This is a genomic window from Saccharopolyspora sp. SCSIO 74807 (assembly GCF_037023755.1).
In the GTDB taxonomy this organism is placed as follows: Bacteria; Actinomycetota; Actinomycetes; order Mycobacteriales; family Pseudonocardiaceae; genus Saccharopolyspora_C; species Saccharopolyspora_C galaxeae.
In genome coordinates this window covers 3,554,386-3,570,187 of sequence record NZ_CP146100.1, presented here as the reverse complement: position 1 = coordinate 3,570,187, position 15,802 = coordinate 3,554,386, and the positions used below count along the sequence as shown (strand labels likewise).

Genomic DNA, 15,802 nt, shown 5'->3' with positions numbered 1-15,802 from the left:
CGGTACACACGCGGCCCAAGCGGTGGCCCGCCCCCGAGGTGGAGTACGCGGTGGCCGACATGGGATCAGGCCCCCACGATTCCGCGCAGGATCTCCACGACCAGCGGAGCCAGCGCCGCCAGGGCGTAGCCGAACCCGGCGGACTTGAAAGACTGCTTGGCCTTCTCGACCTCACCGGGGTCGCCGTTGGCCAGCACGTAGCGGACGCCGCCGATGGTCAAGAAGACCGTGGCCAGCAGGGCGAGCAGGCCCATGATCCAGTTGCGGATGTTGTTGAGAACGTCGTCGATCGTGCGGGCCAGCGCGAGGACGTGGGTGGTCTCGGCGACTGCGGGCATCGCGATCGCCAGCAGGCCGACGGCGGCCAGCCCGGCGATCATCAGCAGCCGGAGACCACCGCGCCGGGACAGGCATGGGATGAACGAGAAGCGCATCAGAGAGACCTCCAGAGAGCGCGTGCGAGGCAGCGGGAGCCGAAGCGGGTGGGCTCACCCGCGTCCCTGAAGTCCGAAATTCGGGGGCTGATTCGCCGGGTCGCCCCCAACTTTTTTCGCTACGTTCTGTGACTGGCTCTCGTCACCGGTCACCTCGTTGGAGGTCTGCCACGTCGTGGCCGCAGCGCCCGTGGGATCGCCGTCGCCGGGGCTGGTGTCGGACTCGGCCAGCCACGCGGCGAGTCGGTTCTCGGCCTTGCGCCGATGCTTGGCGAGAGTCTTGTAGGTCAGCCCTGGCGGGCGGGGCCAGTCAGCCAGCTCGATGCCTTCCAGCCGGGTCGCGCCGATCAGTTCGGCCTCGGTCCGGGTCAGGACTCCGGCCTCGACCGCCCGCGCCAGGACCAAGTCCGGATGCCCGGACGGGGGCTTGGGTTCGCTGGAGTGGAACCCCGGCGGCTTCGGGGTCGGTCCGTCCATCCCGTTTAGCAGCGCGCGGTGCCCGGCGCGGTACGCCGCCCACCGCAGCCGGACCGTGATCCGCCCCTCGGCGAGATCGACCGTGTGCAGCGCGTCCAGGAACCCCCGCAGGACCTCGGCGTGGATGTCGCTGGGGTCGTCGGCGTAGCGCTCGGTCAGCCGGGCCGCCAAGGGGGTCAGCATGGGCAGCGCCAGCCCAACCGCGGTGATCGTCCAGGTGCTGCCTTCGATGCGGGCACGGCTGATCACGTGTACCCAGACCTGGTCCCACACCCGGCGGGGGCAGCGCTGGTCCAGCAGCAGGTCCCGGAGTTCGTCGACCGGGATGATCCGGGCCGGAAGGTGGTCGAACAGGCGGCCGTCCACAGCCACCGGGTGATCCCCCGCGGTCAGCCACCCGAAGGCTTCACGGGCGGCATCCAGCGGGTTGGTTGGCCACTCTTCGTGCTCGGAGCGAATGGGGAGAGCCATTGCTCGGCTCCTCTCGAACGGCGGTTTATGACGCCGCCGAGAGGGCCAGGCAAGGAACAGCGCAGCGCACGGTTCCGTACTAAGACGAAACTAGAATGATCTTCTTGTTCCGGAACAGGAAGATCATCTTCTGATCAACTTCGAGATCGCGATCTAGACGAACAGCAAGCCTGTGCGCTGCGGCGTTAGTCAGACGCTGTTCCATTGCTGTCACCCCAGCCAGGCGGAGAGACGGAACAAGAAAAAGGATCTTGAGAAATTCCCGGGACGATCTTGGACAAGCCCACCGCGGGCTCTACTGGCCCCCGCCAGCCGGAGCGGCCGTTGATCTTGCATAGGCCACATCCAGATCAACTAGTGGGTCGGCAGCGGAGACGGAGCCAGTGACGCTAGGTGTCCACTCCGGCTGAGAACTCTTCAAAAAAATCTTGGAGGCCGGTGGCGAATCTAGGCCGTTTTCGCGGACTTCAGGGGTGTCCTTGGCAAGACCGACCGATCACCGGAGTACGCGATGTCTGCCCTCCCGCTCCCGGAGGTACCGCCTCCTGACACCCCCGACGGCCACGGGCCGAACCCCCGCGTCGGGCCGGTCCGCGAACCACTCCGCGAACGCACCGGCCCGCCGGTATCGGCGACGGTGCGGCTGTGTCTCGTCGACCCCGCCGCAGACGCCGACGAGATCGTCACCGTTGCGGTCTCGATGATCACCACGACCTACACCGCGCCCGGCGACCGGATCATGCTCGCAGCCCCCAAGTCCCCCGCGACCGGTTCGAGCCGGACGCGTCGGGACCGGCTCGTGGAGTCCGTCCTCCGACTCGGCCGCGGCGCGGCTACCGATCCAGACTCCCGGCCTCACAGCGATCAGGAGTTCGCCGCGGCGGGTGGGGAGCTGCCCGCCGTCCCGGGGTCCGGGTCCGGACTCGGACCCCGGGACGGCGACACGACCGATCCGGTCGCGAACCCGACCGACCGGCAGTCCTCCGGCGAGCAGTCCGATCCGGGTTCCGACGGCTTCGAGTTGATCATCGCGGACTGGTCCGACCACCCCGCGGACCCATTCGCGATGGCCGACTGGACACCGCTGCTCGCCCCTGCCGGCACGGCCGTCGTACTCACGCACAGTAGCGACCAGCACCAAGCGCGAGTCGGCCATTCAGGGCAGTTGTCGCGGGCCGCGGCATTGGCCGGATTGATCTTGACCGACCGGCTAATCCTGGCCCATCAACCCCCGTCCGTCCCTCGGCTGGCAAGCCGGCGCAGCTTCCGGGCAATCGCCCTCGGCGGCCACCGCCGCATCCACACCACCGCCAGCGTCTTCCGCCGCTCGACCCTGTCCACGGAGGACCGCCATGCCTAAGGCCTTCCTGCGTCCCGCCAGCGTTTGGGACACCGGCCACACCACCCCAGCCCGGCAGATCGCGGATCGGCACGTCGGGGCCACCCGCGCCGACACCGCCCTGACCCCGGACGTCGCGCGGCGGATCATCACCACCTACACCGCCCCCGGCGACACCGTCTGCGACCCCAACCCGGGACCGGGACTGGTCCTGGCCGAAGCCCTCCGGGCAGGCCGAGACGCGCTCGGCCTGCCCGCCGAGCCCCGGTGGGAATCCGCCCTGGAAGCCAACCTCGATCTTGCCCGCCTCGCTGGCCCGGTCGGCACCGCGACCCTGCTGGACAGCGTCGACGACCCCCGCGCCGCCGAACTGCCGGGCGCCGTCGACCTCGTGCTCACCGGCCTGCGGCACACCCCGGCCAGCGACCCCAGCCGGGTGCTCGTCGGGCTATACGAGGACCTGGATGCCGCCGCCGACTGGGTCTGGCCCGGCGGGCACATCGTCATCACCTGCCGGCCCTGGCGGCGCCACGGAAGGCTGCTCGACCTACCCGACAAAGTCGGCGACGCCGCCGACGCAATCGGCCTCGTCCCCGCCGACCACTGCATCGCTCTGACCGCACCTATTCGAGGAAATCGGGTGCGCCCGAGAGTCGTCAGCCGCGCTGGGCACCTCCCGGAAAATACCGATATTCACGGCCGTACCACAGCCATCTCGGCCCATCTTGACGTGCTGGTTTTCCGACTTCCCAACACCGCACGTCATGAAGAAACTCCGCAGCGAGGTGTCGCATGAACAGTCTCTACTATCGCGACGAGACCATCGAATTGCATCTCGGTGACGCGCTTCAGGTCATGGCATCACTTCCCAGCTCTTCGGTGGATTGTGTCGTCACCTCGCCACCCCACTGGGGATTGCGCGATTACGGAACCGCAGTTTGGATCGGCGGAAACCCGGATTGCCGACACACCTTGGGGACCACACCCCATCAACGCCGGACTACCAAGAAACGGGTATCGTCGTGGCTTCATTCGAGCGTGAACAAGAACTGCAGGAAGTGCGGTGCTCTTGCGCACGATCGACAATATGGTCTGGAACCAACCATCGATGACTACATTGATCGACTGCGAGAGGTGAGCGCGGAAACCTGGCGCCTTCTCACACCACGAGGAACCTACTGGCTCAATGTCCGGGACAGTTTCAGCTACCACAACAGCGGCACAGGAAACACGCGCCGAATCACGGCCGACGCGGGATCCGCGGTGGTGCGTCACAAGAGCCTGATGGGCATTCCGTGGCGGACTGCTCTGACTTTGCAACAAGATGGGTGGATCATTCGCAACGCGATGGTCTGGCACAAGCCCAACGCCATACCGGACCCGGCATCAGATCGCTTCTCCTCACGCTACGAGATGGTTTTCCTCTTGGTAAAGCAGCCGGACTATTACTTCAACGCAGCCCACGCGCTCGAACCGTTGACACCGAACCGTCCAGAGCATCGGAAGAACCATCGCGGAGGCAACAAGCCGCACACAATCCGATCGCCCTGGAAACCACGAGGGACCGGGAAGAACATCGGAGACATCTGGTCGATATCCACGCGACCACTACCGGAGGCGCATTGCGCCCCATTTCCGGTCGACCTTCCACAGCGTTGTATTGCGGTCGGCTGCCCTGAAGATGGCGGTGTCCTGGACCCCTTCTCGGGAGCAGGAACTACCGGCCTCGCCGCCCGACGGCTGGGCCGGTCCTTCCAGGGAATCGATCTGCGGGCCGATTACCACGACATCTTCCTGCGGCGACTCCAGCAACAGAACGGACGCACCGAGCTAAACGACGAAACGAATCCGGGAGCCAGCGTTGCTTGAAAACAAGGTGTGTGCCGCCAGCAACACGCGTTTTCCCCCAGCACAACGGCATAACCGGAAGGCTGTGCAGAGGTGTGTGACGCGGCAGTCGCGACTCAATCCAGCCCGCCGGCGTTACGCTTCCCGCCGCGACGCTCGCGACAGGGTTGAGGGGGCTGCCACATGAACCCGCACGATCCGCTCGCCGATGCCGCTACTCCGGACGCCGACACGATCCCGGCAGCGACGGAACTCGCCTCGGCGGCTCGTGAACTAGCTGGCGCCGTCCGCGCACTTGCCGAACATGCGCCGCATGACCCCGATGCATTGCTCACCGCGGAACAGCTCGGAGACCTCCTGCGGCTATCGCCACGCACGTTGAAGGAGCAGGCAGCAGCAGGGCTCATCCCGCACCGCAGGTTCGGGAAGCACTACCGGTTCAGCCGCGAGGACGCCGCAGAAATCGTACGGCTCGCCAGGAAAACGCCCGCGTCTCAGGGGCAGGGGAAAGGGAACGGGTTTCGGGCGGCCTGACCCGGGGCACAGCCCCACACAAATGTCCACCCTGGCACGTCTGCCGAGGTGGCTTCACAAGAGGGAAAGAGCAAGGAAGGAAGTGGGCATGGCCTACGGCCAACAAGACGACAGCGGAGGATGGCGCGCCCGGTTCAAGCGCCCTGACGGGACCTGGGGCAGCAAGTCCGGGTTCCCCTCCGAGAGAGCAGCCAAGAACTGGGGCAACGAGCAGGAAGCACTGATTCGCCGGCACATGTGGATCGACCCTCGCGATGGCGAGACGCCGTTCGGCACGTTCGCACGCGAGTTTCTCGATGCCTTGGCACCACGGCTGGAACCCAGCACTCTCGCCAAGTACAAGTCCCACCTGGATTCGCAGCTGCTACCGCAGTGGTCCGCGTGGCCACTGATCGGGATCTTCAACAACTACGTGGAGATCGAGAAGTGGGTGTCGGAGCTCCACGATGACTACGCAGATTCGACCGTGGCGTCCGTTTTCGCGACGTTTTCCACGATGTTGAACGCAGCCGTCAGAGCTCGTTGCATGCCTGCCAACCCGTGCTCAGGGATCCGAGTCACCTCCGGTGCCTATGAGTCAGATCGGCTGGTCGCGAACCCAGTCCAAGCTCTCCGCGCCGCTATGCGCCTGCACACCACCGCTGGGCTGTCGGGGGTCGTCCTTTGCCTCATGGACCTCTACACCGGGGCACGCTGGAGCGAGCTGGTCGGCCAGCAACGACATGAGTACGACCGAGAAAACCGAGCGATCTGCATCCAGGAACCGCTCAAGGAGATCGGTGGGAACCTGTTCAAGGGGGGCCGCCGAGTCGGGCCAGGAGGTGCGCTCGAAGGCATCATCCCAGCATCGGCTTCACAACGTCCGAAGCGACGGGGAAAAGCGGCCAAGAGGGGGCGAACGAAGAGCCCAGCCGGGACCCGGTGGGTACCGCTGCCGCCTGGCATTGCCACGGCGTACGAGACGCTGATGCACTCGCACGACAGCCCTTGGGTGTTCTGCACCCCGGACCGAGCACCACTTCGCCGGTCGAACTTCCGGCAACGCTGTTGGCGTCCCGCCTGGGACGGGGTGCGGCCAGACGAGCCCCGACACAGTAGGCACGCCCCGGCGATCTTGTCCGATTTCAGCTTCCACGAAGGCCGACACAGCCACAACACGTGGTTGACCGAGGACGGGGTGCCCGAGGTCGCTCGCCGAGCCCGGCTTGGGCAGAAGATGAAGGGCATTGCCCGGGTCTACGACCACGTCACTCCGGCGATGACTGAAGACCTACTTCAGTCGTTGGAAACGCGTTGGGTGAAATCCGTCGCCTCGCTGTCGGTCACGGAACGCGCGCAACTCCTGCTGTGGATCCCGCGGCTTCGAGCCAGCCTAGCCACCGATGAAGACCTAATCGCCATTTCATCGCCATTCGCAAGCTAAAACGGCCCCACCCCTTGGAGGAGCAAGGCCGCTGACCTGCATAAAGAATTGGTGCGCGATACTGGGATTGAACCAGTGACCTCTACCGTGTCAAGGTAGCGCTCTCCCACTGAGCTAATCGCGCGAGGCGGAGGCGGGAATCGAACCCGCGTACAGGGCTTTGCAGGCCCTTGCCTAAGCCACTCGGCCACTCCGCCGCGTTGGGGCCTGTCTTGGGCCGTGATCCGTGCTGCCGAGCGCCGAGTGCCGAGTGCCCGGAACCACCGGTACGGCCCGGAGGGTTTCCCAGAGCGGATGACGGGACTCGAACCCGCGACCCTCACCTTGGCAAGGTGATGCGCTACCAGCTGCGCTACATCCGCGTGCGCTGCGGTGAAAACTCCGTCCCGGCTGCCGGAGCCCATCGCCGCGTTGCACAGAGAACTTTAGACCACGCTCCGCGGAGCGATCAAAAGGGGGGTCGTCCACCCCGGACGAAGCCGCCGCCGAGCCGCTTCGCCCTGGTCAGAAAGCCGACTCGTCAGGACAGGTCGTGCGGGAGCAGCCGGGTCAAGGCGTCGTCGACGTTGACCCAGAGGTTCTCGTTGCCCGGCACGACGACGTCGTAGGTGCGGTCCAGGAAGTCCGCCAGCTCCTGCGCGGAAGCCTCGAACACGGCGTGCCCCGACGGGGAGCTGAGCTCGATCGTGACGACCTCGGGGTCGTCCACCGCAGGGCGGATACTCACGTCGCCCTCGCCTGCGTGCGCGATCAGCCCGTCGGCCAGCAGATCGCGGGCGAAGACCCACTCGACCCACCCGGCACGGCCGGTGCGGAACGCGGCGACCACGGCGTACGGATCGCGGGTGTCGTAACGCAGCTCCACCTGCACCGGCACGGCAGGCGTCTGCGGCGCCAGCAGGTCGAACACCGCTGTCGAACGGAGAGTCACGTGATCGTTTCGCATCGTCCTCGCCTTCCTAGCTCCCTCCCGGTCCGCTTATCGACCGAGCAACACAGTTGTGACGCCTCACCGGGGTACCGTGCTCGTCACCCGGCCATACATCACTCTTATGGGGCATACTGAACTTCGGAACGCGATCGGAAGGCTGCGCAGAGTGTTCACGTCGCTTCCCCCCGACCGTCATCGGCCCGCCACGCGCGCTCCGCATCCTGCATCGGACCACGGCTGCGACGGACCTCCCCCTGGCAACGCGGCAGCCAACATCGGAATTTCCCGACACCGACGTCGCAGGACGTAGTTCCAGGATAAGCGATGGGCAGGGCGCGACACGGGCTTCGCGCGCCGATGCTGAGACACTCGCCACGCGCATTCGCCGAGACGGACTAACCCTGCGATCCGCTCAACGCTCCGTGCGCGCCTGCGGACCACCCGGCCGGGGAGACCGGTGCCACAGTGTGACCAGGGTCGAAGTGCTCTGATCGCCGCGGTCGACGACTCGCGGCCGAAAGACGACCATGACTCCTGTCACACCCACCGCGACGTCACGCAACGGACGAACAGCGTTCACCGGGCCGGAGCAACCGCGACCCGTACCCTGGCCAATACGGGTCGGCACCGGCTACGTCGATTTCCGCCCGGCGGGTTGGCCGACCACCCGCACCGCCAGACCGGCGGCGCCGATACGACCCAGCACCGACAGGCGCAGTGCCCGACACGACACTGGCAGGTGGATTCTGAGCAGGACGGCCGAGCCGGGACCGGACAAGGTCGACATGAACTCCGGCGACGACGAACCGCCGAAGCCCCGGCGGCTGCACGGGTTGCGCACCAAGCTGCACGCCCGGCGCGAACGCATCCGGGCGAACCCGACGCTCAACCTGACCTACCGCATCGCACTCGGCGCGATCGGAACACTCGTGCTGGTCACCGGGATCCTGCTGATCCCGTACCCAGGCCCCGGCTGGCTCGTCGTGTTCGCCGGGCTCGGCATCCTCGCCACGGAATTCCACTGGGCGCACCGGGTCAACGTGTTCACCAAGCGCCAGTACCAACGCTGGGTCCGCTGGCTCGGCAGGCAGCACTGGTGCACGAAGCTCGCCGTCGCCGCCGTCACCGGCGCCATCGTGCTGGTGACGCTGTGGCTGCTCGGGACGTTCTCGCTGGTCGGTAGCTGGTTCGGAGTGCGGTGGTCCTGGTCGGCCTCCCCCCTGTTCGGACCATGAGGACGGTGCTGTAAAGTTCTTCTTGTCGCCGGGAACGGTGACATCGGGCGATTAGCTCAGCGGGAGAGCGCTTCGTTCACACCGAAGAGGTCACTGGTTCGATCCCAGTATCGCCCACAGTTCGAATGTGGTCCCTGCCCGGTACGGGCAGGGACCACATTCGTGTTCCGGGTGTGGCAATGAAAATCGCGATTCGTTCTGCAATTCCTGAAAAGTTTCTACCCGGCCCGGGACGCTCGGATCTGCCGTCAGAGTTCGGATCGCCATGTGGTGCCGGGTTTAGTTGCCGCCTGCACCTCGGTGCCGTTCGACCGCCCGCTCGACCGCGTCGACAACGCCGCCGGTTCCCGGACACGTACTGATTTCTTCTGCAAGGGCCTGTGCCCGCGCCTGATACCGCGGCTCTCGCAGCACGCGCCGGATGGCCTTGCCCACGGCGCGCGTGGACACGCGTGGCCGCATGATGCCGACGCCGGCCCCTGACCAGCGGACCCGCTCGACGACTGCGGGCTTGTCCTCGGTCGCTCCGACGCAGACCAAGGGCACCCCGTGGCGTAGTGCGTGGTTCACACCGCCGTACCCGCCGTTGGTCACCATCAGCGCACACCGAGGAAGCAGCTCGTCGTAAGGGAGTGACTCCGCGATTCGAGCGTTGGCGGGCACCTCGCTCGCGGGCAGGTCGGTGCCTCCGGTTGAGACGACGACCAGGATCTCCTCGTCGGCCAAGGCGTTCAACGTCGGGCGCACGAGGTCATCGAGGTCGTTGGCGACCGATCCCTGAGTCACCAGCACGATCGGATTGTCGCCGTCCAAGTCGGGCCACCACGGAGGTAGTGAATGCTGTTCCGCGCCGCTGGCCGACAGCGGGCCGACGAAGTCGACCGGCACGGGCAGCTCCCGCGGGGGCTCGAAGCCGGGGCATGTCAGCTGGAGCACGCCGTCGCTGCCCAACGGCCAATCCATGAACATCACCTCTGGCGCACGGCCGGTCAGCGATCGCACTTCACGCACCGCCGCTGCCTGCACCGGTCGCATCAGGGCGTGCGTCGTCGCCGTCATCGCCAGATTCCGCGCCCGGTCGACGAGCGTCCGCGGGGGCGCGAGCCCCGGCATCGGGACCGCGAGCGGGACGAACCCCAGCACCAGCACCGGAGGACGACGGCGCCACATCGTCAGCGGTAGCCCTGCCATCAGTAGTGGGTCGCAAAGCACGACGTCGATCGCGCGCGTCTCCAAAAGCCCGTCGATCGCCATTAGCTGCGGTCCCATCCTGGTGACGAACCCGGTGAGATCTGCCCGCGCCAGACGCAGACCCTGCAAACCCTCGCGTTCCGGGAAATGGCCCTCGTCGAAGTCGGCTTCCTCAGGTAGCCGTGCGGCGTCGGCTCCGACCGCCGCGAAAGCATCGATGTAGCGGCGCCCGGTCAGCACCTGCACCGCATGTCCAGCGCGGACCAACGCCTCCGCGACCGGCAGGGTCGGGCCGACATGTCCTTGCGCGGGCAACACGCAGATCAGAACTCTCGCCACGGCACCCCCATGCTGAACATCGACATCGCTGAGTTAGAACAGCATCGGACCCGAATGACGCTATCGCGGTCGTGCGTAGTCGATCGAGAGTGTGCGGATGCACGAGCGGTGGGTGGGTAGCAGCGCGCGACAGCTGTTGCGCGGGCTCGCCGGGCCGGCTGCTTCGCTGCGGGTACCGATCCGGTGGCTGGTGAACATGCGCGCGATGAGCAACACGCCAGAGCTGGTCGACGTGGTTGTCGGGGACGAGCTCGGCGGCGGCAACCGGGTACTGCTGGGCTTCTTGCGCAGCTACCTGGATCACGAACCGGCGATGGAACCGGAAGACGTGACCGCGCCGGAGTTCGTGCTCGCGCACCCGGGGGCGGATCGGTGGTCACCGGTCGAGCTGAGCATGCGGTTCTTCGACCGGATCGCCGCTCCGAAACAACTGGTGCTGCTCGACGACGCCGGACACTTCCCCGTCGGATCCCCCGGTGTTCACCAGCTGGTCGAAGTGATCCGTAGCTGCGCTCAAGCTTGATCGCGACCGGCGCGGTCAGGCGACGTCGTAGCGCGGGGCGGCGCGGAGCAGGAAGGACAGGTCGGTGCCCGCGGGCAGGTTCTGCGGCGGAGCGTGGCGGGTGAACAACCACGCCGCTTGTGCACCGCCGAGTTCGGCGCACCGGCCGCGCACCCGCAACCAGGAGTCCGGTCGCAAGCCGAGCACCGGAGCGTCGTTGTGCGCCAGGAAATCCACGATGCACTCATCGCGGGAGTCGCCACCCGGGTCGGCATCGGGATACCGCGGATTGATCTGGAAGGGCAGCAGGTTCAGCGCCGCGAACGACGCGGGCTGCAGCACCGCCATGTCGTTGCTGGTGCGCAGGCTCGGGCAGGCCAAGGTCGCTCCCGCACCGGCGCCGAGGAAAGGTACCCCGGACAGCGCGGCGCGCCGCAGCTCCCGCATCAGGTCCTGCCGTTGCAGCGTGGCCAGCAACCGGAACGTGTTGCCACCGCCGAGGAAGACGACCTCCGCCGCGCGGATCGCGGCCACCGGGTCGGCCGCGCGGTGCAGGCCGTCGAGCTTGATGCCGACCGCGCTGAGCACCGAATGCGCGCTGCGCGCGTAGGTGTCGAAGTCCCGGCGGGCATAAGGCACGAACAACATCCGTTCCCGCCCGGCCATCAGCTCGGTCACCGCGGGCAGCGCGTGGTCCAGGAACCCCCTGCCCGGCACGTGCGAACTCGACAGCAGGAGAAGCTGCACCACCGTCTCCCCTCGGCGACTCCTGCACTGCTCGGGCACCTTACCGCCGGGTCTGGAGCCGGTGGGCCGGGACCGGCAGGATGGCCGCATGGCCGAGACCAACGACGTGACGATCATCGGCGGCGGCATCGTGGGACTGGCCACGGCCTACTCGCTGGCGCGCGACGGGCGGCGCATCACCGTGCTGGAGAAGGAGTCCGCGGTGGGCGCGCACCAGACCGGGCACAACTCCGGCGTGCTCCACAGTGGACTGTACTACCCGCCGGGCAGCGCGAAGGCCCGCTTCGCCCGCGCGGGGGCCGAAGCGATGTACCGGTTCTGCGCCGAGCACGGCGTGCCTGCGCGGCGGACCGGCAAGGTCGTCGTGGCCAGCACCGCGGAGCAACTCCCGCAACTGGCGGAACTGGCCCGCCGCGGCACCGCCAACGGCGTACGACTGTCCGAAATGGACAGTGCGGAGCTGGCGGAGCGGGAGCCGCACGTGCGCGGGCTGCGGGCGCTGCTGGTGCCGGACGCCGGGAGCACCGACTTCGGTGCGGTGTGCCGCGCGCTCGCCGAAGAACTCGCCGGTCGCGGCATCGAAGTCCGCGAGCGCACCGAGCTGCGGTCGGTCCGCCGCGACGGGCGCGGCCTGGTGCTGACCACGACCGCGGGCGAGTTCCGCTCGCGGGTCGCGGTGAACTGCGCGGGCCTGCACAGCGACACCGTCGCCGAACTGGCGGGCACGCAGCCGTCAGCGCGCATTCTGCCGTTCCGCGGCGAGTACTTCGAGACGACTCCGGAACGCCGCGACCTGGTGAACGCACTGGTGTATCCGGTGCCGGATCCGGCATTCCCGTTCCTCGGCGTGCACTTCACGCGCATGGTCGACGGTGGCCTGCACGTCGGGCCGAACGCAGTGCCCGCACTGGCTCGCGAAGGCTACGACTGGCGCACTTGGTCGACGGCGCACCTGCGCCGGTTGCTGACCGACCCCGGTCTGCGGGTGCTGGCGAAGAAGTACTGGCGCACCGGCGCCGGGGAGATCGCCCGCTCGGCCTGCAAACCGCTGTTCGTGCGTGCCGCGCAGCAGCTCCTGCCGGAGTTGCGCGGCCGCGACCTGGCGCGCGCCGAAGCCGGAGTGCGGGCGCAGGCGGTGCAGCCGGACGGCACGCTCGTGGACGATTTCCGCATCGACGAGGACGAGCACTGGGTACACGTGCTCAACGCGCCCTCCCCGGCGGCGACGGCCTCGCTGCTGATCGGCGAGGACATCGCCGCCAGGGTCGGGGCGAAACTGCCCGGCTGAGTCCGGCTCAGTAGTAGTCGCGGCGCTGGTAGTACTCGCGCTCGCGGTTGCGCGCCGCGTCGATGCGCACCCGGCGCACGACGCCGTGCAGTGCACTGCTGACCAGCGTGACGATCAGCGCGCCCCAGAACGCAGCCCAGAAACCGTCGACGTAGAACGGCAATCGCAGCTCACCGGCCACGTAGCCGGTCAGCCAGAACAGCAGCGCGTTGACCACCAGCCCGAACAAACCGAGCGTGACCAGGTAGAGCAGGCAGCCGAAGGTCTTCGCGATCGGTTTGAGCACCGCGTTGACGATGCCGAACACCACCGCGACGACCAGCAGCGTGACGATCTTGGTCCCGGTGTCGGTGCTCGCGTCGCCGAGCTGGATTCCGGGCAGTGCGGTGGTGACCCACACCGCCACCGCGGTGATCAGGATGTGCAGCAGTACCGCCACGATGCGCCTTTCGGTGTCGATGCCTGTTGTCGAGTTCGGCGCACGCTACCGCCCCGCCCGGCTCGGCCGCGGGCCCGTCGGCCCGGGCCCGTGGCGAACCGGGGAAAACCGTCACACGTGCACGGTGTTCATCGCGTGCTCCGGGTAGCGCTCGCCGACCGCGACGCCGACCGGCGCCACCGCCTCGATCGCGGCGAGTTCCTCGTCGCGCGGGTTTCGAAAACGCGATCCGGCTCAGGCCGGCTTCGCTCAGGCGAACATCTCCGCCATCAGGGCTTCGATCGCGTCCGTGCGGGCACGCTGCTCCGCCTGCTCGCAGGCCTCCACGAAGCGGAACACCAAACCTTCCCGCAACCCCCACGGGCACAGGTCCAGCTCGTCGACACCGGCCGCGCGCAGTAGCGCGTCCGCGGCCACCGCACCCGCCAGAATGCGCCGGGCGCGGCTGCGCGAAACACCGGGCAGCTTGCTCCGCTCCTGCTGCGAGAGTGCAGCCAGCCGCGGGATCCAGCGCCGCAGGTTCGCCCGAGCCAGCGTGTCCGGGTGGCGGACCAGCTTGTCGTCCGAGCTCGCGGCGAGCACCGCCAGCTGGCGCAGCACCTTCGACTGCCCCACCGACTGCCCGAGATCAGCATCGGCGAAGCGGGCCAGTGCGGGCGCGGCGATGTCGTCCACGGTGCGATGCAACGCCTCGACCACCTTCGGCGACGGAGGATCACCGGGCAGGTGCTCGCGGGTCAGCTTGGCCGCACCGAGCGGGAGCGAGATCACCTCGTCCGGGTACTGACCGGCGCCGGTGGCCACCTCGGCGGTGCCGCCGCCGATGTCGAAGGTGGTCAGCAAGGACCGCTCGCGGCCGTGCCAGCGGCGGGCGGCGTGGAAGCACAGCGCGGCCTCGGCTTGCGGGCTCAGCGCGCCGATCCGGCAGCCCGCCGCGCGCCCGAGACGTTCGCGCAGCTCGGCGCCGTTGGCGGCGTCGCGCACGGCGGCGGTGCCGAACGCGACCAGCGGGCCGGTGAGCCTGGACTCCGCGGCGCGCACGCACTCTTCGACGGCGCGCACGGCTTGTTCGGCGCCGGCCTCGGTCACGTGCCCGTCCGGGCGGGTGTGGTCGGCGAGCCGGGTCTTGGCCTTGTGGCTCCACGAGGCTCGGGGCAGCCGGGCGCGGTCGAGGTCGACCAGTTCCAGGCGCGCGGCGGTGGAGCCGATGTCGAGCAGTCCGAGCTTCATACCACCCTCACGTGCCCTCCGGCCGGAGCTTCGCAAACAGCGGCCCCGGTGCGGCACGGCGCGAGCATCCGGCAAGAGCGGAGAACGAGAACCATGTACGGATCATGCCGCATGAACACTCTCCGTTCATCGCCCGTTCGGCGTTTCTTGATCCGTAATCAACGTCACGGCCACCGGCGAAGCTCGCACTACCTGTGTCACACAAGTGGTGTTAGAAAGGGCTCCCCGGGAGCGGTCCGCGGCCGATAACCTCGGGAGACCCGGCGGAGCGGCCGGAACCCGGCGCCGCCCGCCCGCAGCCACGGAGAGGACGACCATGCGCATCGGGATGCCGCTGAACTACAGCGGGGGCTTCAAGGAAACCGTCGACGAACTGGCCACCTACGAGAAGGCGGGCCTGGACATCGTCTACGTCGCGGAAGCGTATTCGTTCGACGCGGTCAGCCAGATGGGCTTCATCGCCGCGCGCACCGAACGCCTCGAGATCGCCTCCGGCATCCTGCAGATCTACACCCGCACGCCCACGGCCACCGCGATGACCGCGGCCGGGATGGACTTCGTCTCGGACGGCAGGTTCACCCTCGGCATCGGCGCCTCCGGCCCGCAGGTGATCGAGGGCTTCCACGGCGTGCCGTACCAGGCGCCGCTCGGCCGCACCCGCGAACTGGTCGACATCTGCCGCCAGGTGTGGCGCCGCGAGCGCGTGCAGCACGACGGCAAGCACTTCCAGATCCCGCTGCCCGAGGGGCAGGGCACCGGCCTGGGCAAACCGCTGAAGCTGATCAACCACCCGGTGCGGGAGAACATCCCGATCATGATCGCCGCGATCGGGCCGAAGAACGTGGCGATGGTCGCCGAGATCGCCGAAGCGTGGGAACCGATCTTCTACGTCCCGGAGAAGGCCGCCGACGTGTGGGGCGAGTCGCTGGCGGCGGGCAAGGCCAAGCGCGATCCGCAGCTCGGCGAGCTGGACGTGGTCGCGCAGGCGCCGCTGGCCATCGGCGAGGACGTGGCCTCGCTGGCGGACTCGATCCGCCCGATGCTGGCGCTCTACATCGGCGGGATGGGCGCCAAGGGCAAGAACTTCTACAACGACCTGGCGCGGCGCTACGGCTACGAGGCCGAAGCCGCCGAGATCCAGGACCTGTACTTGGACGGCAAGAAGGACGAGGCCGCGGCGAAGGTGCCGGACGAGCTGATCTCGCAGACGACGCTGATCGGCTCCGAAGGGCACGTGCGCGAACGCCTCGCCGCCTACAAGCAGGCAGGGGTCTCCACGCTGAACGTGACCCCGCTGGCCGGGACGTTCGAGGAGCGCACCAAGCTGATCGAGAAGGTCCGCGAACTCTCCGACGAGGTGTGATCGGCTGGGCC

The 15,802-nt window shown here is 67.9% G+C and carries 16 protein-coding genes and 4 tRNA genes; 10 read left to right on the top strand and 10 right to left on the bottom strand.

Features of this window, described 5'->3' with window-relative positions; translation table 11 throughout:
- Positions 1-65: 65 nt before the first annotated feature.
- On the bottom strand, positions 66-380 hold the full coding sequence (locus tag V1457_RS16490; protein ID WP_407074788.1) for a pilin: 315 nt from the start codon (positions 378-380) through the stop codon (positions 66-68).
- 108 nt (positions 381-488) lie between these two features.
- Complete coding sequence (locus V1457_RS16485) at positions 489-1,382, bottom strand: hypothetical protein (RefSeq protein ID WP_338595414.1); 894 nt, start codon at positions 1,380-1,382, stop codon at positions 489-491.
- 511 nt (positions 1,383-1,893) lie between these two features.
- On the opposite strand from V1457_RS16485, the gene V1457_RS16480 reads away from it, so the two are divergent.
- The 5 genes from V1457_RS16480 (at position 1,894) to V1457_RS16460 (ending at position 6,526) form a co-directional block, all read left to right on the top strand.
- Positions 1,894-2,742, top strand: a complete 849-nt coding sequence (locus tag V1457_RS16480) for a hypothetical protein (RefSeq protein ID WP_338595412.1) — start codon at positions 1,894-1,896, stop codon at positions 2,740-2,742.
- Complete coding sequence (locus tag V1457_RS16475; RefSeq protein ID WP_338595410.1) at positions 2,735-3,517, top strand: DNA modification methylase; 783 nt, start codon at positions 2,735-2,737, stop codon at positions 3,515-3,517. The genes V1457_RS16480 and V1457_RS16475 overlap by 8 nt, the downstream gene beginning before the upstream one ends.
- Entirely contained in the window at positions 3,514-4,590 is a 1,077-nt protein-coding gene (locus tag V1457_RS16470) for a site-specific DNA-methyltransferase (protein ID WP_338595409.1), read from the top strand. Before V1457_RS16475 ends, V1457_RS16470 begins: the two co-directional genes overlap by 4 nt.
- A 162-nt stretch (positions 4,591-4,752) precedes the next feature.
- Positions 4,753-5,103 (top strand): helix-turn-helix domain-containing protein, encoded by a 351-nt coding sequence (locus V1457_RS16465; RefSeq protein WP_338595407.1) that lies wholly within the window; start codon positions 4,753-4,755, stop codon positions 5,101-5,103.
- A gap of 88 nt (positions 5,104-5,191) precedes the next feature.
- On the top strand, positions 5,192-6,526 hold the full coding sequence (locus V1457_RS16460; protein WP_338595405.1) for a tyrosine-type recombinase/integrase: 1,335 nt from the start codon (positions 5,192-5,194) through the stop codon (positions 6,524-6,526).
- Positions 6,527-6,575: 49 nt separating this feature from the next.
- On the opposite strand, the gene V1457_RS16455 is transcribed toward V1457_RS16460, so the two are convergent.
- The 4 genes from V1457_RS16455 to V1457_RS16440 form a co-directional block, all read right to left on the bottom strand.
- Positions 6,576-6,650, bottom strand: a tRNA-Val gene (locus V1457_RS16455).
- Between the two features lies 1 nt (position 6,651).
- A tRNA-Cys gene (locus tag V1457_RS16450) sits at positions 6,652-6,723 on the bottom strand.
- Between the two features lie 92 nt (positions 6,724-6,815).
- Positions 6,816-6,888, bottom strand: a tRNA-Gly gene (locus V1457_RS16445).
- 158 nt (positions 6,889-7,046) lie between these two features.
- A complete protein-coding gene (locus tag V1457_RS16440) occupies positions 7,047-7,472 on the bottom strand; it encodes an SsgA family sporulation/cell division regulator (RefSeq protein WP_200071367.1) in 426 nt (141 codons plus the stop codon).
- 770 nt (positions 7,473-8,242) lie between these two features.
- Here V1457_RS16440 and V1457_RS16435 point away from each other — a divergent pair.
- Entirely contained in the window at positions 8,243-8,692 is a 450-nt protein-coding gene (locus V1457_RS16435; RefSeq protein WP_338595402.1) for a TIGR02611 family protein, read from the top strand.
- A gap of 45 nt (positions 8,693-8,737) precedes the next feature.
- A tRNA-Val gene (locus tag V1457_RS16430) sits at positions 8,738-8,809 on the top strand.
- Between the two features lie 162 nt (positions 8,810-8,971).
- Here V1457_RS16430 and V1457_RS16425 read toward each other — a convergent pair.
- Positions 8,972-10,222, bottom strand: a complete 1,251-nt coding sequence (locus V1457_RS16425; protein ID WP_338595400.1) for a glycosyltransferase — start codon at positions 10,220-10,222, stop codon at positions 8,972-8,974.
- A gap of 97 nt (positions 10,223-10,319) precedes the next feature.
- Between V1457_RS16425 and V1457_RS16420 the strand changes: the two genes are divergently transcribed.
- Entirely contained in the window at positions 10,320-10,745 is a 426-nt protein-coding gene (locus V1457_RS16420; RefSeq protein ID WP_338595399.1) for a hypothetical protein, read from the top strand.
- 15 nt (positions 10,746-10,760) lie between these two features.
- On the opposite strand, the gene pepE is transcribed toward V1457_RS16420, so the two are convergent.
- Positions 10,761-11,474, bottom strand: a complete 714-nt coding sequence (gene pepE / locus V1457_RS16415) for a dipeptidase PepE (RefSeq protein ID WP_295150495.1) — start codon at positions 11,472-11,474, stop codon at positions 10,761-10,763.
- Between the two features lie 85 nt (positions 11,475-11,559).
- On the opposite strand from pepE, the gene lhgO reads away from it, so the two are divergent.
- Positions 11,560-12,759 carry an L-2-hydroxyglutarate oxidase gene (lhgO, locus tag V1457_RS16410; protein ID WP_295150497.1) on the top strand — a complete coding sequence of 400 codons (1,200 nt, stop codon included), beginning with the start codon at positions 11,560-11,562 and terminating at the stop codon, positions 12,757-12,759.
- Positions 12,760-12,766: 7 nt separating this feature from the next.
- Here the strand turns inward: lhgO and V1457_RS16405 are convergent, their stop codons facing one another.
- On the bottom strand, positions 12,767-13,198 hold the full coding sequence (locus V1457_RS16405; protein WP_200071364.1) for a phage holin family protein: 432 nt from the start codon (positions 13,196-13,198) through the stop codon (positions 12,767-12,769).
- Between the two features lie 249 nt (positions 13,199-13,447).
- Positions 13,448-14,428, bottom strand: a complete 981-nt coding sequence (locus tag V1457_RS16400) for an exopolyphosphatase (protein WP_295150505.1) — start codon at positions 14,426-14,428, stop codon at positions 13,448-13,450.
- 316 nt (positions 14,429-14,744) lie between these two features.
- Here V1457_RS16400 and V1457_RS16395 point away from each other — a divergent pair, with 316 nt between their 5' ends.
- Positions 14,745-15,791, top strand: a complete 1,047-nt coding sequence (locus V1457_RS16395) for an LLM class F420-dependent oxidoreductase (RefSeq protein WP_200071362.1) — start codon at positions 14,745-14,747, stop codon at positions 15,789-15,791.
- Positions 15,792-15,802: the final 11 nt, after the last annotated feature.